Origin of the sequence: Acinetobacter variabilis (assembly GCF_000369625.1) — a bacterium.
Taxonomy (GTDB): domain Bacteria; phylum Pseudomonadota; class Gammaproteobacteria; order Pseudomonadales; family Moraxellaceae; genus Acinetobacter; species Acinetobacter variabilis.
Map to the genome: position 1 here is coordinate 60,851 of NZ_KB850113.1, position 22,862 is coordinate 83,712.

The following is a 22,862-nucleotide window of genomic DNA, read 5'->3' on the forward strand; positions in this document are numbered from 1 at the left end:
GACATTTACCATAATTTTGCTTTTGCAAATCGAAAATCTTTTCTCCATAATAGGATGATAAAAGCAGGGAGTAATTCAAATGCGCGGTAATCCAGAAGTCGTAGATTATTTAAATATGCTGATCGGTGGCGAACTGGCTGCTCGTGATCAATACCTGATTCACTCTCGTATGTATGAAGATTGGGGTCTGACGAAAATCTTTGAACGCATCGACCATGAAATGCAGGAAGAAGCACAGCATGCAGATGCCCTGATTCGTCGTGTCCTGTTCCTTGAAGGTACGCCAAATATGCAGCGTGATGACATCGAAGTTGGTGAAGATGTGGTGACCTGCCTGAAAGCTGACCTGAAGCTTGAGTATCATGTCCGTGAAAAGCTGGCTCAAGGGGTAAAACTTTGTGAAGAGAAGGGCGATTATGTGACCCGTGACATGCTGCGCCAGCAAATGTCAGATACGGAAGAGGACCATACTTACTGGTTAGAAAAACAGTTACGTTTGATTGAGCTGATTGGTCTGCAAAACTATATCCAGTCACAAATGTAAGATATTGAATAATAAAGAACCCAGCAGATGCTGGGTTTTTTTGATTCTGTACACTTAAGAATTGTTGTTGCTGACAATTCCGATTTTTTTTACTTCCAGACGCTGAGCCGCAGCCATCACCATCGCGATATGCTTGTATTCAGTTGCACGATCAGCCTTGATTTTAATCTGATCCTGATCGGCTTTTTGCGCCACGGTTTTAAATAAGGCTTCCAGCGCTTGAGCATTCGCTACCGGCTGATCATTCCAGAAGATCTGGCCCTGAGCATCAAGACGCAAATTCACAATCTCTGGCGGTTTTTCCTCAGTCGGTGGTGGTGTGCCATTTGGCAGGTTGATATTAATCGAATTATTCGGCAACGGAATAGTGATAATAAACATAATCAGCAAGACCAGCATGACATCAATCAATGGTGTCATGTTGACGTCCAGCATTACATCATCATCCTGATTTGAGCCAACATTCATTCCCATAACTGGATTCTCCCTCAATCTTAAGGTGAAGCGGGCGGGGTCGTGACAAATGCAATCTTGCCAATACCTGCTTGCTGAGTAGTACTGATGACCTGATCAATCGCTTCAAAAGCTGTTCTTTGATCACCGCGAATATGCACTTCAGGCTGAGGACGTTTCTGGGCTTCTGCCTGTAAACGGGTCAGTAAAATTGCCTTGTCCGGAATATAGGATTCATTCCAGAAGATATCGCCATTTTTATTGACTGCCAGCTGGATATTTTCCGGCTTGGTTTCATACGGGACATTACGTTCTTCAGGCAGATCGACCGGTACGGTATGAATTGCAACCGGTACTGTAATCAGAAAGATAATCAGCAGTACCAGCATCACATCAACCAGAGGCGTGGTATTAATGGTACCAATGACCTCATCATCGCTGTCGTTTGAATTGACCATCATTCCCATGGTTGACCCCCATTTTTATTTTGTGTCGCGGTGAACAGGATTGTTTGAGCTGATTTCGCCGCTCAGTAGTACAGCATGCAGGTCAGAACCGAAGGTACGAACTTCTTCCATCACCGCTTTATTACGTCGAGTTAACCAGTTGTAGCCAAGTACTGCAGGAACTGCCACTGCCAGACCGATTGCGGTCATGATCAGTGCTTCACCGACCGGACCAGCAACTTTATCGATTGACGCCTGACCAGAAATACCAATTGCAGTCAAGGCATGGTAAATGCCCCAAACGGTACCAAACAGACCTACGAAAGGTGCAGTAGAACCTACGGTTGCAAGGAAGGCCAAACCACCACTTAGATGGCTTTGAATCTTGTCGACTGCGCGTGAAATAGAAATCGTAACCCAGGTATTAAAGTCGATACGCTCTAGTAAAGTACCGCCATGGTTTTTGGTTGACTTGATGCCTTTTTCAGCAATAAAACGATATACGCTGGCTTCATCCAGATTTTGCGCTGCATTATCCAGTGAAGAAGATTCCCAGAACTGATGTTCTGCTTCTTTGGCCTGTTTGCGAATCTTGCCTTGTTGCAAGCACTTGGTGATCATGATGTACCAGGTACCGATTGACATGATTACCAGAATGAACAGGGTCACTTTGGAAACCATATCGCCTTCTTTCCACATGGCTTCCAGACCATAAGGGTTGCTGGCAGGTTTTTCAGCTGCAGCAGGTGCTGGCGGTGTAGGTTCAGCGACAGTCGCAGGAGTTGTGGTTTCCGTTTCAGTGACGGTCGTTGCAGGTGTAGGGGATTCTTCAGCAAATACGGTTTGCAAAGGTAGTAAAGTACTTGCCGCAATGACACTTGCAGCAGTGATATTTTTTAAAGTGTGTCGTGCGTTTTTCATAATGAATCTCCTCATTTTGTTTTTTAATCTGTTGTCTGGATCAGTCCAAGATAAATTCGTAGGGAATGTCGTACCAAGATTCTTGTGGTTCACCATTTTTCATTGCAGGCTTGAAGGTACATAAGCTGAAAGCCTTGGACGCTGCACGGTCGAGTGAACGGCTGCCACTGGATTTTTTTACTTTGGCATCTTTCACTTTGCCGTCGGTATTCACAAAGACAGAGATCAGCACATTACCTTGCTCTTCATTCATTAATGCATCGCGCGGGTAATCTGGACGCTTACAACCCGCTTCACCTTGAGATACGCCACGTGTAACGCCAGTTGGTTGCGGTGGAGCAGCAGGCGCCGCTGCAACAACTGGGGCTGGTGCAGCCACCGGACTTGGGGATGGTACTGCTGCAGCTACAGGCGTTGGTTCTGCAACCGGTTGAGTGACGGTTGGTGTAGGCTGTGTTTTCTGTACCGGAACCACTTTTTCTACCGGTTTAACCTCAGGAACCTGTGCCACTTTTTCTACAATTTTAGGTGGCTCAGGTGGGGTTTCTTTAGGTGGCTCTGGTTCTGGTGGTTTAATATCCTGAATAATCATCAATTCAACCGGTTCTTCTGACGGTTTGATGATGTCTTTTGCCATACCTGCCATTAGCACCAGGCCCACCAGGATATGCAAGAAAATCACGACACCAATTCCAGTCAATTTTTTGGCGGAGCTTTTTTCTATATCTTCAAACGTTGTGCTCATCATGACTCCTGGAATTTAAGACAAATAAGAAATAACGGTTTATTTCAAAGATGAGGTAGCTGCATTATTTTTTGTTTGGCTGAAATGATATGAATACTGCAAATACAGCATGACGCTGTATTTGCAGAAAGCTTGTCTTAGAATTTGTAAGTACCACGGAGGTAATAAGTACGACCTGTAGGATCTGAGTAACGAGGGTCATAACCGTATTGGAAGTTATCCAGAACATCAGATGCAGCAGGCTCTTCATCAAAGATGTTGAGGATACCGCCAGTCAACTCCAGGTTTTTGAAGCCTTTATAAGTTGTTGCGAAGTTATAAAGTGTGTAGTCACCCACATCACGTTCGCCAGAGTAGTCTTCATAACCACGAGTGAACTGTTGTTCAAAGATCATTTTCCAGTCTTCATAAGACCAGTTCAGATTGGCAACATGTTTCCAGCGAACTACTGCCGGGTCTTCATATTTGCCTACCAGACTAGACCATTCACCGCCTGGTTCACTTTGGTAGTCCAGATTGATCACGTAAGTACCATCAATACCGAAACCGAAACGACCAGTAGATGTTTTAGGTGTCAGGTAGTTCAGGCTCAGGTCTACACCTGAAGTTTTTAAACCGCCAGAGTTCATCAGGGTAGTACGGATGTGCTGGATACGGCCTTCACTATCACGTATGAAACGGTCTGCATAAAGGTCTGGATTATCAAAGATTGATGATTCACCCACTGTACCTACCAGACCATCGATCTCGATATTGAAGTAGTCAGCAGTGAAAACCAGGTTTTTGATTGGTTCAAATACTAAACCAGCAGTGAATGATGTAGATTCTTCTGGTTGCAGGTCAGGTGAACCACCTTGGGTACGCTTAAACTGGGTATTACATTCAACCTGATATTTAGGTTCGACTGGCGTGCCACCTGGACATAACACAGGGTCATTGTATTTCGCACCTGTCCAGGTTTCACTGATTGGCGCGTTGATTTCGTACAAGCTTGGTGCACGGAAACCGGTGCTATAAGATGCACGGAACATGACTTCCTTCATTGGTTCCCAACGTAGACCAACTTTCGGGTTGAAGGTATCACCGAAGTCGCTATAGTCATCATAACGGGCAGCAATTTGAGCTTCCAGACTTGGCAAGATTGGGATCTGGAATTCAGTAAAGAATGCTGTGATGTCACGATCACCCTTACTGATTGGTTTGCTCGGGTCAATACCAGAACCTGGTACTTGAGCCACGATTTCAGAGTTTACTTTCGCTTCCCAGTCCTGAGTCGTGAAGCTACCACCGAAGGCAAAGCCAACATCACCTGCAGGTAATTCAAAAATTGGACGACTGATCGTAAAGTCTGCAGTTGTAGACTCTAAAGAGGCGATGTTAGTTTCGCCATTAATCACAAATGATTCCCAAGGGGTATCGCCTGGACGTGCTGGACCGAATGGATTGATACGACCTTCATTCAATGCAGTTTGCAGGTTGCTACGGTGTAAGTAACCACCTGTAAATTCATCAGTTGCTTCGCTTTTCGCGTATGACACGCCTGCGTTAATATCCCAGCCTAATGCCTCACCTTCAATACCTGCAAAGAAGCGGTGTGAGTCATTGGTTGACATACTTTGACGGTTACCTGCCTGAGAACGGAGGTAAAGTTGAAGTGGATCACCGCTTAACTCGCCATCTGTAATAGCCGGAGTAATACCATTACCTGGATAGTATTGGCTGCTTGATGGTAAAGTCACGGTACGGCCATAAACGTCTGGTGCAATTGAAGTGGATACTTCAGAACGTGTAAACACGTATTCACCAACCGCATTTAATGAATCATTAAGCTTGAATGTCCCTTTACCTAATGCAGATAGTGTTTCAACCTGTGGTTTGATCGCAATTAAAGCCTGCGTATTTAGATAACAGAAGCCGTCATCTGGAGAAGACCATGGAACATTATTACAGTCATCTGGGTATGGGTTACCTAAATAACCAGTGGTTGGATCATAGATGTTTGCCGGGAAGCCGCTTGCAGAGCCAGCATCAATACCTAATTCAGGAATTACACCACCACGGCGGCTGACTTTACGCTGTTGAGCATGGATCTGGTTAGATTTACGGTAGTCCAAGACGCCCATGACGTTAAAGCCATTTTCATCCAGGTCACCGAAACCACCGAAGATCGCAGCCTGTTGTTTTTCACCACCTGAATGTTCGGTTTCATGTAAGGCTCCGGTAACACCTAAGCCATTGTATTCAGATTTGGTGATGAAGTTGATTACCCCCGCAATCGCATCCGCACCATAAACTGCAGAAGCACCATCACGTAAAATCTCAATACGATCAATCATCGCCATAGGGATGATGTTTAAGTTCGTACTATCTGTACTAAATGCACTATAGGCAAGACGACGGCCATTTAAAAGCACAAGTGTTTTGTCTGAGCCTAGACCACGTAAGTTGGCTGTCGAACCTGAAGTATTACTTGCACCTACGTTTTGAGCAGTAGAGAAACCAGCCTGGTTCGCGCTGACTTTTACTAAAGCTTCTTCAACAGTACTTACCCCTTGGTTCGCAAGATCTTCACCTTTGATGACGGTGATTGGTGAAGAACTTTGTGCAGCAACCCCCTTGATTGATGAACCCGTCACTGTCACTTTCTGAACTTTAGTTGGCTGTTCAGCAGATGCAGCTTCTTCGGCATGGGCCAGCGGCAGACACATCATACTTAAGCTGAGTGCGCTTAACTTGAGTAGTCTTTTGCTGACGGTTGGAGCCCCCATAGATCCGACCAATTTATTTTTTTTCATCGTAAATTTCACCCTTTTGTTATGTGAAGTAGTGCTGGGTTGATCTAAGCAAGGCGAATGCCAACTTATAAAATTTTATATTTTTATATTTTTAATTTATTGAAAAATATTGATTTAATTGAATGAGGTTTGAATTTATCAAGCGATACTGAAGAAAAATTAAGAAGTCTGTGTATCGAATCTGAAGAAAGGAGGAAGTGAGACCCCTGTCAAAGCAATAAATAAATATTTAATGAATAAGAAAGTAGTCCAAAAATGAGAGGGAAATTGAATAAAGTTTAATCATGGTGCATAATTTTTACATAAAATATACAATATTTTTTAAAAATAAATTATTTAAAATACAGATACTTATGCTTATTTTTTGTTTACCTAAAGGTATACAATAGTGCAATAAGATGAAACAGGGTTGAGTTATTTTTGTGCGAAATAAACTTTAGTGAGAATTTTAAGGATAAAAATTTAATTAATGATTCATGGAAAATATTATGTTATTCATAATGTTTTAAATAATTAATAAAAATAAACTTTTTTCAGTTAAAAACAGGAAGAAATCCCTATTTTTTGCAAGGATGGCATGAAATTCGCTTTGTTCAGTTTATTCCATCTGTCCAGCTTTGACCCATCCATTGAAGCAAATATGGGATGATGTATTTAAAACTTCCTATAGCAATAAAACTTCAAGATAAAGAATAGGTACAAATTTGAAATCAGCACTTTTTAGCATGACGATTTTGGCCTTGGCTATGAGCTCGGGGCAAACTGCCTGGGCAAAATCATCTGCACATCCGGATAAAGTTTTAAACCTGGCTTTCGAAGCACCTGATGACGGTTTTGATATGGTCAAAACCTATAATTTTTATAGTGGTAGCGTTGCTGAGGCTATTTTTGAGCCTTTGTTGCGTTATGACTATCTGGCCCGGCCTGCAATTTTGGCTCCGAATACCGCCGAGTCTTTACCCGTCGTGGAACAGGATGGCAAAGTTTATACCTTTAAAATCAAGCCAGGAATTTATTTCAGTCCGGATCCGGCCTTTCAGGGCAAGAAGCGTGAACTGCTCGCCCGGGATTATATTTATTCCATGCAAAGGGTGATGGATCCAAAAAACCATTCGCCTTCTTTTTCCTTTATCGAAGGTAAAATTCTTGGCGTAGATCAAGTCATTCAGCAGGCCAAAAAATCGGGCAAATTTAACTATGATGCTCCGATTGCCGGTTTAAAAGCTCTAGATAAATATACCTTACAAATTACCCTGACCCGTTCAGATCTGAACTTTCCTTACATTCTAGCCTATGTTGCTTTTGCTGGTACTGCACGTGAAGTCATCGAATATTATGGCGATCGAGTAGGTCAGCATCCAGTCGGAACAGGGGCATACCAGTTACACAAATATGTACCGCGTAGCCGCATTGAGCTGACTGCCAACCCAAATTATCGCGGTTTTGTCTGGAACTTTAAGGGGGATGGTTCAGAGTGGGATCAGCGGATTGTTAAAGCCATGCAAGGCAAGCAGATGCCGCAAATTGGCAAGGTTAAGATCAGCATCATTGAAGAAGAACAGTCGCGCTGGCTGGCCTTAAAATCTGGACAATTAGACTATGACAAACTGACTGCAAGTGGTGCTGAACAGGCGCTGGAAAATAAGCAGCTAAAAAGTGAATATAAGAAAAAAGGCATCCTGCATTATCCAAATAAAGAGCCGGAAATCACCTATACCATCATGAATATGCGTGATCCGGTGATTGGTGGGGATTCACTGGAAAAAATTGCACTACGCCGTGCTATTGCCTTGTCCTATAACCAGAAAGAAGCCATCCAGCAGCTATATAAAGGGCATGCTGTTAAAGCTGAAATGATTCTTCCTGAAGGTGTGGGTGGATATAACCCGGATTATAGAAGCAGTATTGCCTACAACCCATTGCTTGCCAATAAACTGCTCGATCGTTTTGGCTACAAGAAAGGTGCCGACGGTTACCGTACCTTGCCTGATGGTAAACCATTGGTTCTGAAAATGAACTCGACCAGCTCAAGCTCTTCCGTTATTTCTGCGGAGCTATGGAAAAAGAACCTGGATGCAATTGGAGTAAAAGTTGAATTTAAAGTCAGTAACTTTGCCGACAATTTAAAAGAAGCCACCCAGTGCAAACACATGATGTGGGGTGGCGCCTGGATTGCAGATTATCCGGAAGGGGAAAATTTTGCCCAGTTGCTGTATGGCCCAAATGCCCAGCAAGGTAACCTGAGCTGCTATACCTCTAAAGCCTATGACGCGCTGTATCAAACTGCGATGAAACTGCCGCCTCAGCAACGCACTCCATATTATGAGCAGATGAACCGCCAGATGGAGGCCGATAATCCATGGATTTTGCACAATACCCGGGTACGCAACTGGCTGATTCATCCACAGGTACAGGGCTTTAAGGCACATCCGGTGACTAGAGCAGTTTGGCAATATCTGGATATTGAGCCTGTTAAAAAATAACTTGAGAAGATTAAGAACCAGTATGAATGTGAATACAAACGCTTTAAAAAAGCTGGCCAGTGGGGTCTTAGTGGCCAGTTTAATGATAGCAGGTGCTGCACCCACATGGGCTGCTAATCCCGCTAATCCGAATAAAGTCTTAAAAACGGTCTTTCCCGCAGCTGAAACCGGTTTCGACCCCGGTTATATCCATGATCGTTATTCTGCCAAGATTAACTCAGCGATTTTCGAAACCTTATATACCTATGATTATCTGGCCTCACCGGCGAAACTGGTGCCATTGACTGCAGTAGATATGCCTCAAGTCAGTGCAGACGGTTTGACTTATACCATTAAAGTTAAAAAGGGCATTTACTTTGCAGATGATCCAGTCTTTGGTGGTAAAAAACGTGAACTGACCGCCTATGACTATGCCTATTCTCTAAAGCGTCTCTTAGATCCAAAGCTTAATTCACCAAATAGCTGGTTGCTGGATGGCCGGATCAAAGGGCTGGAAGCTTGGACAGCCATGGCGAAAAAGAATGGCAAGGTCTATGAAAATCCATTTGAAGGCATTCAGACTCCAGACCGCTATACGCTGGTACTCAAGCTGAATAATCCGGATCAGAACTTTCCGATGTTGCTGGCCCACGGTCCGGCTGCCGCAGTCGCACGCGAAGTCATCGAAAAGTACAAAGACAAAGCTGGCTGGGTGATGAGTAAGCCGGTCGGTACAGGGCCTTATGTGCTTAACCGCTGGACACCGGGGTCACGCATTATCTTAAAGCCGAATCCGGCTTACCGTGGTTTTGTCTGGAACTATAAAGCTAACACTGCAGAAGACCAGGCGATTGTCAGTGCGATGCAGGGCAAAAAAATGCCTCAAATCGGCACCATTGATGTGCGTGTGATTGAAGAAGCACAATCACGGATGTTGTCATTTAAGAAAAATGAACTGGATCTGGTGGAAATAGACGGCGATCTGGTCGTACAGGCATTGGATGGTGACAAGTTAAAACCTGAGCTGGCCAAGCAAGGCATCAAGCTGTCGCGCATGTTGGAGCCATCGATTAACTACCATTACTGGAATATGCAAGACCCGGTAGTGGGTGGTTTTACACCAGAAAAAATAGCCTTACGTCGTGCGATGGCAATGGCTTTTTCTGTTGAAAATATGATTAGCGTACTCCTTAAAGGAGATGGTGCAAAACTGCACATGCCTATCCCGCCAGGAGTTGCAGGTTATTCACCTGCCTATAAAACCAGTACACCCTATTCGGTCAAGGCAGCCAACATGTTGCTGGATCGCTATAACTATAAGATCAGTGCGGATGGCTGGCGGAGAACTCCTGAAGGCAAACCTCTGGTGATTGAACTAATTACTGCCAATACCAGTCGTGGGCAGCAACAGGGCGAATTCTGGAAAAAGACCCTAGATAATATTCATATCAAATTGACCAGTAAGGCCATGCCATTTGCTGAAGGCATCAAGCTGGAAAAGCAATGTAAAACCATGTTTAAAAGCTCTGCATGGATTGCCGATTATCCGGATGCAGACAACTTCATGCAGCTGTTCTATGGCAAAAACGTCAATGTCACCAATAATGCCTGCTTTAAGCATGCGGAATATGACCGTTTATATGAACAGAGTCAAAGCATGCCACCGGGTCCTGAACGGGATCTGGTTTATCGCAAAATGACCCGTATTCTAGAGGTCAATATGCCAACCATGATGCTGTATAGCACCTATCGTAATGCATTAACGCAACCTCATATTATTGGACACAAGTCCCATCCGATTCTGTCTACAGAATGGATATATATCGATATTGATACTAAAAAGTAAGAAAAAGCTGGAGATGATGATGACATTAAAACACTTGAAATTTACCACACTCTGTCTGGCGATGATCGGGGGATCTCAGACCGTCATGGCAGAGACCCAAACCCAGCTTTTGCCTTCATTCAAGGCTGCAGAAATTCCGGCATTGTGTGATGCCAATCTGGATAAAATGCAAAAAGATATCCAGAAATTTGAAAGCCAGAAAATCAAAAATAAGGCTGAAGCCCGTCCTTATCTGGCAGCTTGGGATACATTGCAGGCATCGATTGGTGATTTTGTTTCACCTATCGGTTTATATAGCAATGTTGATCCTGATCCGGCCTTGCGTCAGGCGGCAGATGACTGTGAGCTGAAAATCAGTAAATATCTAACTTCCATGTATCAGAGTCCAAAACTGTATGCCCAGTTCAAGAAACTGAAAGCCACAGATCCGGTCGATGAGAAATTCCTGAAAGATATTCTGAATCAGTTTGAAAAAACCGGGGTGCAACTCAGCGCAGAGAAGCAGAAGCGTCTGAAGGAAATTATTGAAGAAAGTACCAAACTGGGGCAGGACTATTCCAAGAATGTACGTGATAACCCTGAAAAAGTTGAATTCACTGCTGCAGAACTAAAAGGTTTACCTACGAGCTATATCGCCGGTTTAAAGAAAAATGAAAAGGGAAATTATCTGCTCGGCTTCGACTATCCGGAATATCAGCCGTTTATGGAGCTGGCAGAGAGTGATGAAGCACGTAAACGTTATCAGACTGCGTATACCCGTCGCGGTACCGAGAAAAATCTCGAATATATGAAAAAGGCTATTGATCTGCGTTATGAACTGGCCCAGCTCTTTGATAAAGATAGCTATGCGTATGTTGCTTTAAAAGATCGTATGGCCAAAACCCCAGAAGCAGTCAATAGTTTTCTGGATGAGGTCTATGCCAAAGTTGCGCCATTAGAAAAGCAGGATGTTGAAGAATTACGTCAGTTCAAGGCAGAAACCTTAAAAATTCCTTTGGAAAAAGCAGAGATTGAGCGCTGGAGTCAGGGTTACTGGAGTGAAAAACTGCGTCAGGCCAAATATAAGGTGGACCAGGAAAAACTGCGTGATTATTTCCCGACTGAAGCGGCGCAAAAATGGTTATTTGCGGTTTCTTCCGAATTATATGGGATTGAATTCAAGCCAGTAAAAGTCAAAGCCTGGCACGATGAAGTCGAATATTATGCCGTGCATGATAAAGCCACCGGTGAGTTTATGGGCGGACTTTATGTCGATAAATACCCACGTGAAGGCAAATATGGCCATGCTGCAGTCTGGGGTGTTTATGGTGGCAGCCGTTTAAATCATCGCCGTCCGGTCTCTGTTTTGGTGACCAACTTCAACCGTAAAGGTCTGAACAGTAATGAGCTGGAAACCTTTGTGCATGAAATGGGTCATGCGCTGCATGGAATTTTATCGAAGACCCGTTATACCGAGCAGTCAGGTACATCGGTAGAGCGTGACTTTGTTGAAGCACCTTCACAAATGTATGAAGAGTGGGCGCGCCGTTTCGAGACTTTATCTAAAGTAGCGGATTACTGTGAACCAGCTTGTCCTCGTGTTGATGAAGCCATGACCGAACGCTTAAAGAACGTGAAAAATTATGGCCGCGGCCTGCATTATGCCCGTCAGACTTTATATGCTCAGTACGACATGGCCCTGCACGGTAAAGATGCGAAAAGCATTGATCCGTTAAAACTCTGGCAAGATATGGAAAGTAAAACTGCATTGGGTTCTGTTCCAGGTCAGCAATTCCCTGGTCAGTTCGGACACTTGATGGGTGGCTATCAGGCGGGTTATTACAGCTATATGTGGTCAGAAGTACTGGCACTCGACATGCTATCCGCTTATGGTGATCATCTGATGGATCCGAAAGTCGGCATGCATTATCGCGAGACCGTACTGGCACAAGGCGGACAAAAACCGGGCGATCAGATGGTTAAGGATTTTCTGGGCCGCGAACCGGACAGCAAAGCTTTCTTTAATGAAATTTCAGGACATTAAGTCAAGGAAGGAAAGCGATGCTGGCATATATTATTCGAAGGATTTGGCAAATGATCCCCACCATGCTGGGGGTGATTCTGCTGATATTCCTGTTATTTAACTGGGTCGGAGGAGATCCGGCCTATATCCTGGCCGGTAAAATGGCCAATGCTGAGCAGATTGAAAATATCCGCCAGCAGCTCGGGGTCGATCAGCCTTATTACGTACAACTCTGGATTTTTATCCAGCAGATTTTGACCTTTGATTATGGCGTGAGCTGGAGTACCGGTGAGTCGGTATCCCAGATTATTACCACGCGTTTGGGGCCATCACTGACCATTCTGATTCCACTCACGATTCTGCAAACAATCGTTTCAATCATTCTGGCACTCGGGGTAGCTTCAGTACGCGGTTCGTTGACTGACCGCATGATCATGATGTTGTGTACCATCGGTATGTCGATCAGTATTCTGGTATATATCATCGTGTTCCAGTATGTCTTGGCTTATGAACTGAGCTGGTTTCCGGTACAGGGCTGGAGCGATAACTTTACTGAAAACTTATTCAAATATGCACTATTACCAGTATTAATCATGCTGGTGGTGAGTATTGCACCGACCTTACGTCTGTACCGCAGTTTTGTTCTGGATGAAGTCAATCAGGATTATGTCCGCACCGCACGTGCCAAAGGTCTGGGCGAAAGCCGTATTCTGGGCGTGCATGTACTGCGCAATGCTTCGATTCCAATCATTACTGATGTCATGGCGGGACTTCCGGCTTTACTGATCGGTGCTTTCCTGATTGAACGTTTCTTCGGTATTCCTGGCATTGGCCGTGAAGTAATTATCGCAGTTGAGCGTTCTGACTTTCCGGTGATTAAAGCGATTACGGTCTATGTTGCGGCTGCGACCATGTTATTTAACCTGATTGCCGATCTGATCTATAAATGGGTCGATCCACGTGTACAGTTGAAGTAGGTGAATTATGCTGAGTGCGATATTTAAAAAAGAGCAACATGCTTCAGCAGTGCCTGAGTCTGCTTCAACCGGATTATGGCAGCTGGCGTTGCGTCGTCTGAAACGTGACCGCATTGCGATGTTCTCCCTATTTGTGGTGCTGTTTTATCTGCTGATGCTTCTGCTTTCCATGACCGGTATGATTGCCAAGGACTGGAATAAGGAAGTGGCGGTGAGTTATGCACCCCCAAGTTTTATCTATACACCGTCTGTACCTGGAGCTGCAGGTGAAGATCAAAATACTGAATCTGCCGTAGTGCCAGTTAATCTAGTTGATCCTTTAAAAGATGTGATTGCTGAACTGGAAGCAGAAATTGCTGCTGAACAGGGTGCAGGTGCGATTGATTATTATGGTGTAGTCGATCCACTGGCTGAAGATATGAAAGCCATTGATCAGGAATTAGGTGGTCAGTTACTGGATCAGAGTAGTGAGCTTAAACAGAGCCTGTTCTTTGGCGCAGATAAATGGGGTCAGGATGTACTACTGAAAACCATTAAAGGTGCAGAAACTTCGATCTTGGTTGGCCTGATTGCTGCGCTGGTTGCGGTGGTGATTGGTACGGTACTGGGGGCGATTGCTGGTTATTTCGGTGGCTGGGTCGATGATGTCCTGAACTGGTTCTACAATATCTTTACTTCTATTCCATACTTATTGCTTGTATTAGCGATTGCAGCAGTACTGCAACAAAAAGGGATCTTATCGATTATCCTGATTTTGGGTCTGACTGGCTGGACTGGGGTGTTCCGTTTGGTTCGTGCTGAATATATGAAGCATACTGCGCGTGAATATGTGCTGGCAGCGAAAGCCATTGGGGTAAGCAATATGCGCCGTATCTTCGTGCATATTTTCCCGAATGTCAGCCATATCGCTTTGGTTCAAATGTCTATTCTTGCAGTGGCCTTTATCAAGTCCGAAGTGATTCTGAGCTTCTTAGGCTTTGGCGTACCGATTGGGGTAGTGTCATGGGGTAGTATGCTGAATGAAGCGCAAAGCGAGCTGATTTTAGGAAAATGGTGGCAGTTAACTGCGGCATCGGTGGCGATGGCGGTACTGGTGACAGCTTTCTCAATGTTTACTGATGCATTACGTGATGCATTAGATCCAAAACTGAAATAGGAGCGCAGCGATGTCTGAAATGAATCCAAGCACAGCACCCGCGTTACTTCGCGTAGACAACCTGCGCGTCAGTTTTAAAGGTGAAAATAAACAGTACGTGGAAACGGTCAAAGGAATTTCATTTGAAATTCCGGCCAATACCACAGTGGCATTAGTCGGTGAATCCGGAAGTGGTAAATCTGTGACTTCATTGGCAGTGATGGGACTATTAGCACCTGAGAACTCGAAGGTCGCTGAAGACAGTCAGATCCTGTTTGAAGGTCGGGACCTATTGAAACTTAAGTCGAGTGAAATGCGTCAGATCTGTGGCAAAGAAATTGCCATGATCTTCCAGGAGCCGATGTCCTCATTGAATCCAGTGTTTACTGTAGGCATGCAGATCTCGGAAATTCTACGTCTGCATTTGGGCATGAATAAAAAGCAGGCCCGTCAAAGAACACTGGAACTTTTGCAGGAAGTCGGTATTCCTTCTCCGGAAACCAAAATTGATGCTTATCCGAGTCAGTTGTCTGGCGGACAGCAACAACGGGTCATGATTGCGATGGCAATTGCCTGTGAACCGAAACTCTTGATTGCTGATGAGCCAACGACAGCACTGGATGTGACCATTCAGAAACAGATTCTGGATCTGCTTGAATCCCTGCGCCAGCGCCGTCAAATGTCGATGTTATTCATCAGTCATGACCTGGCGGTCGTTGGTGAAATTGCGGATCAGGTCATTGTAATGCGTTATGGCGAGATTCGTGAGCAAGGTTCGGTGACAGAAGTCCTGAACAATCCTCAGGATATTTATACCCAAGCCTTGTTGCATTGCCGCCCACAGCTCTCGCACCGTCCTTTGCGTTTGCCGGTGATTAGCGACTTTATGAAACAGGATAGTCTGGCACATGACCTGCATGCGAACGCTCCGCTAAAACAGGAGCGTTCTCGTGGTTTAAAAGGTAATGAAGAGATCATTCTGGATGTACGCGATCTGAAAAAATCCTTCTATAGCCGTAAAGGCCTATTTGGCAAAGATGAATTTCAGGCCGTGAAAGGGGTGTCTTTTCAGCTGGCTAAAGGCAAAACCTTAGGACTGGTTGGTGAATCAGGTTCTGGTAAAACCACGATTGGTTTACTCTTGATGCGTCTACAGCAGGCCACAGGCGGCAAGGCGTTGTTTCAGGGCAAAGATATCTTGTCGATGACTGAAAAAGAGTTTACAGCCTATCAGCGTAAAATCCAGATCATTTTCCAGAATCCGTATGCTTCGCTGAATCCGCGTTTTACCGTGGGACAAATCCTGATGGAGCCGATGCAGATTCATCATATCGGTAAGGATGATGCAGAACGTAAACAGATGGCACTGGATCTGCTGGAACGGGTCAGCTTGCCGGCTCAAGCTTTCTATCGCTATCCGCATGAGTTCTCAGGTGGTCAGCGTCAGCGGATTGCAATTGCACGCTGTCTGACCTTAAAGCCTGAAATCCTGATCTGTGATGAATCCGTGTCCGCACTGGATGTATCGGTACAGGCACAGGTGCTGAACTTATTGCAGGATTTACAGGATGAGTTTGGTCTGAGTTATATCTTTATTTCGCATGATTTATCAGTAGTGAAATATATTTCTGATCAGATTATGGTGCTAAATCATGGTGATCTGGTGGAAATTGCCAACTCAGATGACCTGTATCAATCGCCACAGCATGAATATACCAAGCGTTTACTTGGTGCTATTCCGCAAGGGATTCCACAATAATATTTTAAGTTCCAAATATAATGCCCACATTGTTGGGCATTTTTTATGACTGAACGATGTTTTCAGGAAACAAGTGAGATAGCTGCATATGTATCAGATTCTGGTCGGCTGTACTGAACAGACTAAGGTTAAGATCATGATCCTGTGCGGCTGTATGGAAGCGGAGCAGCCCAGTCTGCTGCTGATCTGCAGGAGGAATCATGATATATTCAACCTTCTGAACTTCACTGAGTTTGCATATCTTGCTGTAAGGATGACCAAAGAGAGACCAAACAATATCATGCTCAGAAATGACCAATATCCGATTTGTTTTTATAATATGGACTACCAGTACCAATAACAGAGAGGAACCGATCAGTATACAGGTCCATGAATCCAGTATTTTTAGAGGCTGCATACTGAAATCACGAAGAAAATGAATATCGCTGAAAGGGATGGAGCTGCGCTGATGATCTGCTCTTTGCCAGATGCTGTAATGAACCAGCATAAAATGAACTAGCATTAGTATGTAGAAACCATAAAGCCGGGAAGCCTGAGGTGCCACCGGATGATAATATTGGGTCATTATTATTGTTCTTGCAAAAAAAAGAGCCACCGAAGTGACTCTATCTTATTTAAAGCCTAGAACTTTTTGAAGCCTTTGTTGACGCCATATAAACCGCGTGATGCATTACCTTCACGGTTTTCGCGGCGACCAAACTGGTTGTCTTCACGGTTGTCACGACGTGCAAACTGGGTACCATTCTGGTTTTCACGACGACCAAAGCCCTGATCATCGCGACGTTCACGGTTGTTGTATTGTGGCTGCTCATCGGTATCACGGCGTTGCTGACGCAGGTAACCACCACGGCGCGCAGCCATTGGTTTTTCCTGCATACGTTCGTTACGACGTTTCGCCATACCGAATAAGCCAGTACCTTGACGCGGTTTCAGTTCAACTGATTTGGTCAGGTTGTCGATATCCTGTTTATCCAGTTCAATCCAGCGACCTGTACGAAGTTCACGTGGCAGAATCACGGTACCGTAACGGGTACGTAACAAGCGGCTGACTTTCAGGCCTTGTGATTCAAAGATACGACGAACCTCACGGTTACGACCTTCTTTCACTACTACCTGATACCAACGGTTGATCCCGTCACCACCCAGTTCAGAGAATGATTCAAACTTCGCAGGACCATCATCTAGCACCACGCCTTTCAGCATGTTGTTTTTCAGTTGTGGAGTCACTTCACCCATGACACGAACCGCATATTCACGTTCAATTTCATTGGATGGGTGCATTAAACGATTCGCCAGTTCACCGTCATTTGTGAACAGTAACAGACCGGTCGAGTTAATATCCAGACGGCCGACCATGACCCAGCGATCGCCTTGAATTGATGGGAGGTTGTCAAATACTGTTGGACGCTGTTCAGGATCATTACGTGAACAGATTTCGCCTTCTGGCTTGTAATAAATCAGGACACGACGACGGATTTCGTCTTCAATCTGGAACTGCACTTTACGACCATCGATGCGAAGCTCATCACCTGGTTCGATTCGTTCACCCACTTGGGCAATCTGCCCATTCACACTTACACGACCTGCGGCAATGACTTCTTCCATATAACGGCGAGAACCCAAACCAACACGTGCAAGCACCTTTTGCAACTTTTCACTCATGACAGCATAACCTTAGAAATAATTATTCAACAGTTCACCTATTTATGACTTCGGTGCATTCGCATCGAGCGCCATAAAAGCTTCCTTGGCATCCTGCAGGGGAGGCAATTGGCCTAAAGAATTTAAGCCAAACGCATTTAAAAATTGTGGCGTTGTCACTAACAACGCAGGTCTTCCAGGGAGTTCACGAAAGCCGGATTCTTTAATCCAGTTCCAGTCAAACAGCGTACGCAAAATCTGACTGTTATTCGTGACACCACGAATTTGTTCAATATCAGCTCGGGTCACTGGCTGATGATAAGCAATCACCGCAAGCATCTCCAGTAATGAAGGTGACAGGCGTGTCGGTCGCTCAGGCCAGGTCTGTGCAATAATATTACGATATTTTACACGCACTTGAAAACGGTAACCTTGCACAGTTTCAACCAGTTCAATAGAACGGCCATGCATCAGCATGGAAAGCTGCTGTAAATACTGGCGCAGCTCCTGCTTGCTATAGCGATCCTGAAATGCTTCTTTCAGTCGAGCTAAGGAAACAGGGGAATCACTGGCAAAAATAATCGCTTCCAGCTGCATCAGAATTTCATGCAGATTATCTTCCGCAGACAAGGAGATATTATGTTCTGTGTTCATGCGTGTGCTCCTTGAATTGCGAGCGGTGCCTCAATGCCTGAGGCAATAATTTGAATTTTTTGCTGGCGGGTAAGTTCTAGTACGGCCATAAAGGTCACGACTACACCCATGCGTCCCTGACTTGGCTTGAGTAAATGATCAAAGGACAAGACTTCACCAGATTCCAGACGGCTTTCAATATAGGCAATCCGCTCTTCCAGTAAAACAGGCTCCTGTTGCACTTGATGAATGACCGGTTCAGGACGGTTAAAGACACAAAGCAAGGCATCACGCAGCAGATCGGCACTATGACCTTCATTCGGCTGGATAAACTCACCCAGGTGAACATTGGTCTGAAAGGTATCACGTTCCAGAATTGTCATCTGACCCAGACGTTCTGCAGCCTGCTTGATTCTTAAATAATTTTCCAGACGCTCAATTAGATCCTGTTTCGGATCCTGTTCAACCACAGCCACGCTTTTCGGTTTAGGCAGTAATAAACGGGATTTGAGATCGGCCAGTAAAGCAGCCATCACCATATAATCCGCAGTCAGCTCAATATTCAGGGATTTCATCGCATCCATATAGGACAGATATTGGGAGGCAATCGGCGCGATATCAACCTGCAACAGGTCAAAACCATTTTTCTGGATCAGGTAAATTAAAAAGTCGAGGGGGCCTTCAAAATGTTCTAACAGAATTTCAAACGCTGCCGGAGGAATATACAGATCCTCTGGAATCGTATTTTGCCATTCATCCAGAACCCGGATGTTTGGAGCAGATTCCATAGCGTTATGGGGCATTTGAGTCATTACAATTATAAGCCACGCGAATTTTCAAAGGCATGAAATGGCTTATTCCCCGAGCTCTTGTCAGGAGAAAAAGCACATAATTTGGTAGTTGGCATTGTACTGGAAAATTGTCGTTAAATAAAATAGATATGCATTCAAAAGCAAAAAAACCATATTTATTTTAGGAGAAATTTTATTTTTTTAATTGGGTAAAACGCACAAGTCTGATATTAAACAGCATATTAGCTAAAATTAAATGCAATATAGTCTGGGTGGCTTAAGAAACTGTAACTTCATATAGAAAATTTTTAAAAGATTCTCAGCACCTATTAAATAGTGACTGAGTGGAAGCTCATCAGGAAACATGTGATAAAAATAAGAAAAAACAGTTATCTATCGCCTAAAAAATAAACTAATATAGCCAAAAAAATATTGATAAATAATAATCATAGATCAGGTTAATTATAAAAATGCCAATCATACTTGTGTTAATCGGCGTCATCGGCTTAGGGGTATTCTGGGGCTATCCTCAATATCAGCTCATGCAGCTTGAAAATGAAATGCGTACCAATTTGAAGTCTGGCGGTTTTTCCGGCTTTGTTGAGCAGGCTAAACCAGTGATGCAGGCCATGAAACTGGATTTTAGCGTACTGGACCAGTACCCTCATATTCGTTTCTATATGCGTAATACGCTTTATACGGGTAAAGATTTACCCGATGGTGTTACTGCGATGGTCAAAACCATGAGCTGTAATTCCATTGATTCTTTTAGGACTATGGAATCCAAAGCCCGGACTGCGTTATTGAATGTGCTTGAAGAGGATCAAATCACTTTTCATGTTTCAGTCAAAAACAGGTTTGGTGCTGAACTTGCAACTCATCAGCAAAAACTGTCGGAATGTCCAAACTTCTTGCAGTTAAAACATTATAAAGAAGGTGATCCGTTACCCCCAATGCCAAGTTTGAATAATCAGGTTCCTTCGGTTGCACCAGCGGTCAGTACATCTACTCAGGATCGTGCAGCGAGCTATTAAATCTTGGCATGCGTGATCAGGTTATTTTAATTCTGCTCTCGCAATACATATTCGATGACACGTTGGCAGGTATCTGCCAGACAAACATTGTTCGTTGAATAAACTTGTAAAAGCTTTCTTGCCATCGCGATCTCAAGAAAGTATGAGTATTCAATATTGTTGATATTCAGATTTAATTCTGGCTTGGAATTTTTATCGATAGATATTGCCTTGGATTCGAGTGTCCAAGGCAGTTCGGCATAGATTAGATGATTGGCAGGAAATTCATCCAAGTTCAGCAGGAGATAAAACAGATTCACTTTATTTCCTCCTGAAACTGGATTAAGACCTCTTAATTATTCAAAAGCACTTACATCACCGACACCACGACGGATCACTTCAGGCTGATCTCCTGATAAATCCACAATAGAAGTCGTACTTAAAGTTCCTAGACCACTATCAATAAAGACATCAATCCGTTTGCCGAGTTGCATTTCAATGTCATAAGGATCATCAAGAGGATCGGTGTGGTCTGGAAGAATCAGGGTAGAGGTTAATAAAGGTTCGCCCAGCTCTTGAAGCAGCATCTGGCACACAGGATTGGTAGGGATACGCAAACCAATGGTTTTTTTCTTTGGATGCATTAAACGTTTAGGCACTTCGCTGGTTGCCGGAAGAATAAACGTGGTCACAGCAGGTGTATTATTTTTCAGCAAACGATAGACGGCATTGTCGACTTTAGCATAAGTCGCAAGATCGGATAAGTCACAGCAGATAATGGCATATTGGTGCTTAGGTCCTAGACCACGAATCTGCGCGATTCGCTCCATCGCATGTTTATTACCAATCTGGCAGCCAATTGCATAGGCTGCATCGGTCGGATAAACCACAACATCACCGGCACGAATACGTTCTACCGCCTGACTGATCAAACGAGCTTGCGGATTATCTGGGTGTACACGTAAATGCAGCATAAATATTCCTTCCAACCTGCCTTAAACTTATTATGAAATGCCTTTGTATAAAGTAACAATGACAAACAGGTAGATTTGTGTAATTTAATCAAGCATTTCACGTTGAAATTCATCAGATTGTAAACTTTTGCCCGCACGGATGCAGACACAGATACAATCAATGAAGCGTTTGGCATCACGTGGCAGTTTGGCTTCACCACTAAAATAGCGTTGCACCTGGGTATAGACATTATCTTTAAAGCTGGAACCATCGCCACCATCACCGGTTAAATTATCCAGAGACACACGGAACTTACGGCCAAATGCTTTGGAGAACATCCATTCAATCGCTTGTGGCTTGATTTCGACCTGCTCAAATAATGCCTGCTGTTCCTGGGTACGGCCATCTGGCGCATACCAGTAGCCCAGATCTGGCAGCAGACGGCGCTTGTCACCGGCAATAGTCCAGTGACTGATTTCATGCAGAGCACTATTAAAGAAGCCATGCGCAAACTGGATCTGGGCAGGGCTATCTTTTGTTGCCGGGAAATACTCCGGTTCAAAATCACCACGGACTAAAGTGACATTTAGGTGGGAAAACCAGTGATTAAAGTGTAAGATGAGCCAATCAACCTGTTCCGCTTCTGAGGATAAATTCGCCCACGGTAAGCGTTGCACTTGCTGTAGTGAGCTGTCAGAATCGGAGGTTGAAAGTGTGCTAACGAGTGATGAAACATTCACTTCTGTTTGCGGCTGCAACAGATGCATGACTGAAATTACCCAATTGGTCTGTCTAAAAATAAGTACAAAATTGTATCTTAATCTTTGACAGAGTTCTGATGAATTTGTAGAATTGCCGCCTTAATTATGTCAGCAAATACCTTTCCGGCACAGATTGAGCCGTTTAAATGGGCTGAACAGGGCTTTAAATGGTCAGGTCAACTGCCTTTATCTCGCTTTGTTCGTATTGCTCGTGAAGCTGTTGGATCAATTGATGATCAATTGATTAACATAGACTGTAAGCTATCAATGGATGCCTATCATCGCATTGCATGGTTGGATGGTCATGTTGAAACGAAAGTTCCAATGGAATGCCAGCGTTGTCTGGAGACCGTTGAAATCGAACTCGTTTCAGATTTTCATCTAGCTCTGGTGGATGATGAGTCACTGATAGAGCGCTTGGATGAGGATGCTGATTTCATCGTCTTAGGTGAAAGTGAAGCAACGACGAAAGGTTCATATGATGCACCTGCCACCGCTGACTTGCTCGCACTGATAGAAGATGAATTGTTATTGTTGATGCCGCTGTCTCCTAAGCATGACGTTTGTGAGCATAAGCATCAACCTGCCGCAGAAGAAGTTGTTGAAGAAAAACGGGATAATCCGTTTGAAGTTTTGGCAGCTTTGAAGGGTAAACTTAACTAATTTTTGTGTTATACTCATGCGTATAAGACAATCGAATTTGTTCTGATCCATTTTTTCGATATTTGTAAGGAGCCATCATGGCCGTTCAGCAAAACCGTAAAAGTCGCTCTCGCCGTGACATGCGCCGTTCACATGACGCTTTAACTGAGAATGCATTAACTGTAGACCAAACTACTGGTGAAACTCATCGTCGTCACCACGTATCTAAAGATGGTATCTACCGTGGTCGTCAATTATTCGCTAAAGCATCTGCTGAATAATTGATGATGTATTAAGCGTTAAAGCTTAGTAGAAAAAATGGGAGCGTTAAGCTCCCTTTTT

General features: G+C 44.2%; 22 protein-coding genes. 10 read left to right on the forward strand and 12 right to left on the reverse strand.

Annotated elements, in window-relative coordinates:
• The first annotated feature begins 79 nt into the window (after window positions 1–79).
• A complete protein-coding gene (gene ftn, locus F897_RS06030) occupies window positions 80–544 on the forward strand; it encodes a heteropolymeric bacterioferritin subunit Ftn (RefSeq protein ID WP_004783337.1) in 465 nt (154 codons plus the stop codon).
• A 54-nt stretch (window positions 545–598) separates the two neighbouring features.
• On the opposite strand, the gene F897_RS06035 is transcribed toward ftn, so the two are convergent.
• The 5 genes from F897_RS06035 to F897_RS06055 all read right to left on the reverse strand — a co-directional run bounded on the left by F897_RS06035 (window position 599) and on the right by F897_RS06055 (window position 5,904).
• Complete coding sequence (locus F897_RS06035; RefSeq protein WP_004783336.1) at window positions 599–1,018, reverse strand: ExbD/TolR family protein; 420 nt, start codon at window positions 1,016–1,018, stop codon at window positions 599–601.
• 20 nt (window positions 1,019–1,038) lie between these two features.
• On the reverse strand, window positions 1,039–1,464 hold the full coding sequence (locus F897_RS06040) for an ExbD/TolR family protein (protein WP_005234255.1): 426 nt from the start codon (window positions 1,462–1,464) through the stop codon (window positions 1,039–1,041).
• Between the two features lie 15 nt (window positions 1,465–1,479).
• Window positions 1,480–2,364: a MotA/TolQ/ExbB proton channel family protein gene (locus F897_RS06045; RefSeq protein WP_005234256.1), complete on the reverse strand. Its 885-nt coding sequence runs from the start codon at window positions 2,362–2,364 to the stop codon at window positions 1,480–1,482.
• Window positions 2,365–2,404: 40 nt separating this feature from the next.
• Window positions 2,405–3,109 (reverse strand): energy transducer TonB, encoded by a 705-nt coding sequence (locus tag F897_RS06050; protein WP_005234257.1) that lies wholly within the window; start codon window positions 3,107–3,109, stop codon window positions 2,405–2,407.
• Window positions 3,110–3,246: 137 nt separating this feature from the next.
• Window positions 3,247–5,904 carry a TonB-dependent receptor gene (locus F897_RS06055; protein WP_005234258.1) on the reverse strand — a complete coding sequence of 886 codons (2,658 nt, stop codon included), beginning with the start codon at window positions 5,902–5,904 and terminating at the stop codon, window positions 3,247–3,249.
• 725 nt (window positions 5,905–6,629) lie between these two features.
• On the opposite strand from F897_RS06055, the gene F897_RS06060 reads away from it, so the two are divergent.
• From F897_RS06060 to F897_RS06085, 6 genes are read left to right on the forward strand one after another with little or no spacing between them, the layout of a single operon-like run.
• Window positions 6,630–8,387 carry an ABC transporter substrate-binding protein gene (locus F897_RS06060; protein WP_005234259.1) on the forward strand — a complete coding sequence of 586 codons (1,758 nt, stop codon included), beginning with the start codon at window positions 6,630–6,632 and terminating at the stop codon, window positions 8,385–8,387.
• Window positions 8,388–8,409: 22 nt separating this feature from the next.
• Window positions 8,410–10,212, forward strand: a complete 1,803-nt coding sequence (locus F897_RS06065) for an ABC transporter substrate-binding protein (protein ID WP_005234260.1) — start codon at window positions 8,410–8,412, stop codon at window positions 10,210–10,212.
• 19 nt (window positions 10,213–10,231) lie between these two features.
• The gene (locus F897_RS06070) at window positions 10,232–12,235 is read left to right on the forward strand and encodes a M3 family metallopeptidase (protein WP_005234261.1); all 2,004 of its coding nucleotides are present in this window, start codon (window positions 10,232–10,234) and stop codon (window positions 12,233–12,235) included.
• A gap of 17 nt (window positions 12,236–12,252) precedes the next feature.
• On the forward strand, window positions 12,253–13,191 hold the full coding sequence (locus tag F897_RS06075) for an ABC transporter permease (RefSeq protein WP_004783323.1): 939 nt from the start codon (window positions 12,253–12,255) through the stop codon (window positions 13,189–13,191).
• Between the two features lie 7 nt (window positions 13,192–13,198).
• Window positions 13,199–14,347 carry an ABC transporter permease gene (locus tag F897_RS06080; RefSeq protein WP_005234262.1) on the forward strand — a complete coding sequence of 383 codons (1,149 nt, stop codon included), beginning with the start codon at window positions 13,199–13,201 and terminating at the stop codon, window positions 14,345–14,347.
• A 10-nt stretch (window positions 14,348–14,357) separates the two neighbouring features.
• Window positions 14,358–16,085, forward strand: coding sequence for an ABC transporter ATP-binding protein (locus F897_RS06085; protein WP_005234263.1), 1,728 nt, complete (start codon window positions 14,358–14,360; stop codon window positions 16,083–16,085).
• Window positions 16,086–16,128: 43 nt separating this feature from the next.
• Here F897_RS06085 and F897_RS06090 read toward each other — a convergent pair whose 3' ends face one another.
• Genes F897_RS06090 through F897_RS06105 form a run of 4 tightly spaced genes read right to left on the reverse strand, consistent with a single transcriptional unit; the run spans window position 16,129 to window position 19,171 of the window.
• Window positions 16,129–16,650: a hypothetical protein gene (locus tag F897_RS06090; RefSeq protein ID WP_158651679.1), complete on the reverse strand. Its 522-nt coding sequence runs from the start codon at window positions 16,648–16,650 to the stop codon at window positions 16,129–16,131.
• 56 nt (window positions 16,651–16,706) lie between these two features.
• Window positions 16,707–17,747 carry a 23S rRNA pseudouridine(2605) synthase RluB gene (gene rluB / locus F897_RS06095; RefSeq protein ID WP_005234268.1) on the reverse strand — a complete coding sequence of 347 codons (1,041 nt, stop codon included), beginning with the start codon at window positions 17,745–17,747 and terminating at the stop codon, window positions 16,707–16,709.
• Window positions 17,748–17,789: 42 nt separating this feature from the next.
• Window positions 17,790–18,380 (reverse strand): SMC-Scp complex subunit ScpB, encoded by a 591-nt coding sequence (gene scpB, locus F897_RS06100; protein ID WP_005234269.1) that lies wholly within the window; start codon window positions 18,378–18,380, stop codon window positions 17,790–17,792.
• On the reverse strand, window positions 18,377–19,171 hold the full coding sequence (locus F897_RS06105; protein WP_034580827.1) for a segregation and condensation protein A: 795 nt from the start codon (window positions 19,169–19,171) through the stop codon (window positions 18,377–18,379). Before F897_RS06105 ends, scpB begins: the two co-directional genes overlap by 4 nt.
• Window positions 19,172–19,620: 449 nt before the next feature.
• Between F897_RS06105 and F897_RS06110 the strand changes: the two genes are divergently transcribed.
• Entirely contained in the window at window positions 19,621–20,184 is a 564-nt protein-coding gene (locus F897_RS06110) for a hypothetical protein (protein ID WP_005234271.1), read from the forward strand.
• Window positions 20,185–20,210: 26 nt separating this feature from the next.
• Here F897_RS06110 and F897_RS06115 read toward each other — a convergent pair whose 3' ends face one another.
• The 3 genes from F897_RS06115 to F897_RS06125 all read right to left on the reverse strand — a co-directional run bounded on the left by F897_RS06115 (window position 20,211) and on the right by F897_RS06125 (window position 21,884).
• Complete coding sequence (locus F897_RS06115) at window positions 20,211–20,483, reverse strand: hypothetical protein (protein ID WP_005234272.1); 273 nt, start codon at window positions 20,481–20,483, stop codon at window positions 20,211–20,213.
• Window positions 20,484–20,519: 36 nt separating this feature from the next.
• Window positions 20,520–21,137: an L-threonylcarbamoyladenylate synthase gene (locus F897_RS06120; protein WP_005234273.1), complete on the reverse strand. Its 618-nt coding sequence runs from the start codon at window positions 21,135–21,137 to the stop codon at window positions 20,520–20,522.
• A gap of 84 nt (window positions 21,138–21,221) precedes the next feature.
• Complete coding sequence (locus tag F897_RS06125) at window positions 21,222–21,884, reverse strand: elongation factor P hydroxylase (RefSeq protein WP_005234275.1); 663 nt, start codon at window positions 21,882–21,884, stop codon at window positions 21,222–21,224.
• A gap of 99 nt (window positions 21,885–21,983) precedes the next feature.
• Here F897_RS06125 and F897_RS06130 point away from each other — a divergent pair, with 99 nt between their 5' ends.
• The gene (locus F897_RS06130; protein ID WP_004783305.1) at window positions 21,984–22,541 is read left to right on the forward strand and encodes a YceD family protein; all 558 of its coding nucleotides are present in this window, start codon (window positions 21,984–21,986) and stop codon (window positions 22,539–22,541) included.
• 77 nt (window positions 22,542–22,618) lie between these two features.
• Window positions 22,619–22,801, forward strand: a complete 183-nt coding sequence (gene rpmF / locus F897_RS06135) for a 50S ribosomal protein L32 (protein ID WP_004783304.1) — start codon at window positions 22,619–22,621, stop codon at window positions 22,799–22,801.
• Window positions 22,802–22,862 lie beyond the last annotated feature (61 nt).

What these genes read in the sequence shown, in the direction of transcription:
- F897_RS06050 (WP_005234257.1), bottom strand. Translation starts at nt 3,109, where the DNA reads ATGAGCACAACGTTTGAAGATATAGAAAAAAGCTCCGCCAAAAAATTG.
- F897_RS06035 (WP_004783336.1), bottom strand. Translation starts at nt 1,018, where the DNA reads ATGGGAATGAATGTTGGCTCAAATCAGGATGATGATGTAATGCTGGAC.
- F897_RS06055 (WP_005234258.1), bottom strand. Translation starts at nt 5,904, where the DNA reads ATGAAAAAAAATAAATTGGTCGGATCTATGGGGGCTCCAACCGTCAGC.
- scpB (WP_005234269.1), bottom strand. Translation starts at nt 18,380, where the DNA reads ATGAACACAGAACATAATATCTCCTTGTCTGCGGAAGATAATCTGCAT.
- F897_RS06125 (WP_005234275.1), bottom strand. Translation starts at nt 21,884, where the DNA reads ATGCATCTGTTGCAGCCGCAAACAGAAGTGAATGTTTCATCACTCGTT.
- F897_RS06085 (WP_005234263.1), top strand. Translation starts at nt 14,358, where the DNA reads ATGTCTGAAATGAATCCAAGCACAGCACCCGCGTTACTTCGCGTAGAC.
- F897_RS06090 (WP_158651679.1), bottom strand. Translation starts at nt 16,650, where the DNA reads ATGACCCAATATTATCATCCGGTGGCACCTCAGGCTTCCCGGCTTTAT.
- F897_RS06040 (WP_005234255.1), bottom strand. Translation starts at nt 1,464, where the DNA reads ATGGGAATGATGGTCAATTCAAACGACAGCGATGATGAGGTCATTGGT.
- F897_RS06130 (WP_004783305.1), top strand. Translation starts at nt 21,984, where the DNA reads ATGTCAGCAAATACCTTTCCGGCACAGATTGAGCCGTTTAAATGGGCT.
- rluB (WP_005234268.1), bottom strand. Translation starts at nt 17,747, where the DNA reads ATGAGTGAAAAGTTGCAAAAGGTGCTTGCACGTGTTGGTTTGGGTTCT.
- rpmF (WP_004783304.1), top strand. Translation starts at nt 22,619, where the DNA reads ATGGCCGTTCAGCAAAACCGTAAAAGTCGCTCTCGCCGTGACATGCGC.
- F897_RS06110 (WP_005234271.1), top strand. Translation starts at nt 19,621, where the DNA reads ATGCCAATCATACTTGTGTTAATCGGCGTCATCGGCTTAGGGGTATTC.
- ftn (WP_004783337.1), top strand. Translation starts at nt 80, where the DNA reads ATGCGCGGTAATCCAGAAGTCGTAGATTATTTAAATATGCTGATCGGT.
- F897_RS06045 (WP_005234256.1), bottom strand. Translation starts at nt 2,364, where the DNA reads ATGAAAAACGCACGACACACTTTAAAAAATATCACTGCTGCAAGTGTC.
- F897_RS06060 (WP_005234259.1), top strand. Translation starts at nt 6,630, where the DNA reads ATGACGATTTTGGCCTTGGCTATGAGCTCGGGGCAAACTGCCTGGGCA.
- F897_RS06070 (WP_005234261.1), top strand. Translation starts at nt 10,232, where the DNA reads ATGACATTAAAACACTTGAAATTTACCACACTCTGTCTGGCGATGATC.
- F897_RS06065 (WP_005234260.1), top strand. Translation starts at nt 8,410, where the DNA reads ATGAATGTGAATACAAACGCTTTAAAAAAGCTGGCCAGTGGGGTCTTA.
- F897_RS06075 (WP_004783323.1), top strand. Translation starts at nt 12,253, where the DNA reads ATGCTGGCATATATTATTCGAAGGATTTGGCAAATGATCCCCACCATG.
- F897_RS06120 (WP_005234273.1), bottom strand. Translation starts at nt 21,137, where the DNA reads ATGCTGCATTTACGTGTACACCCAGATAATCCGCAAGCTCGTTTGATC.
- F897_RS06105 (WP_034580827.1), bottom strand. Translation starts at nt 19,171, where the DNA reads ATGACTCAAATGCCCCATAACGCTATGGAATCTGCTCCAAACATCCGG.
- F897_RS06080 (WP_005234262.1), top strand. Translation starts at nt 13,199, where the DNA reads ATGCTGAGTGCGATATTTAAAAAAGAGCAACATGCTTCAGCAGTGCCT.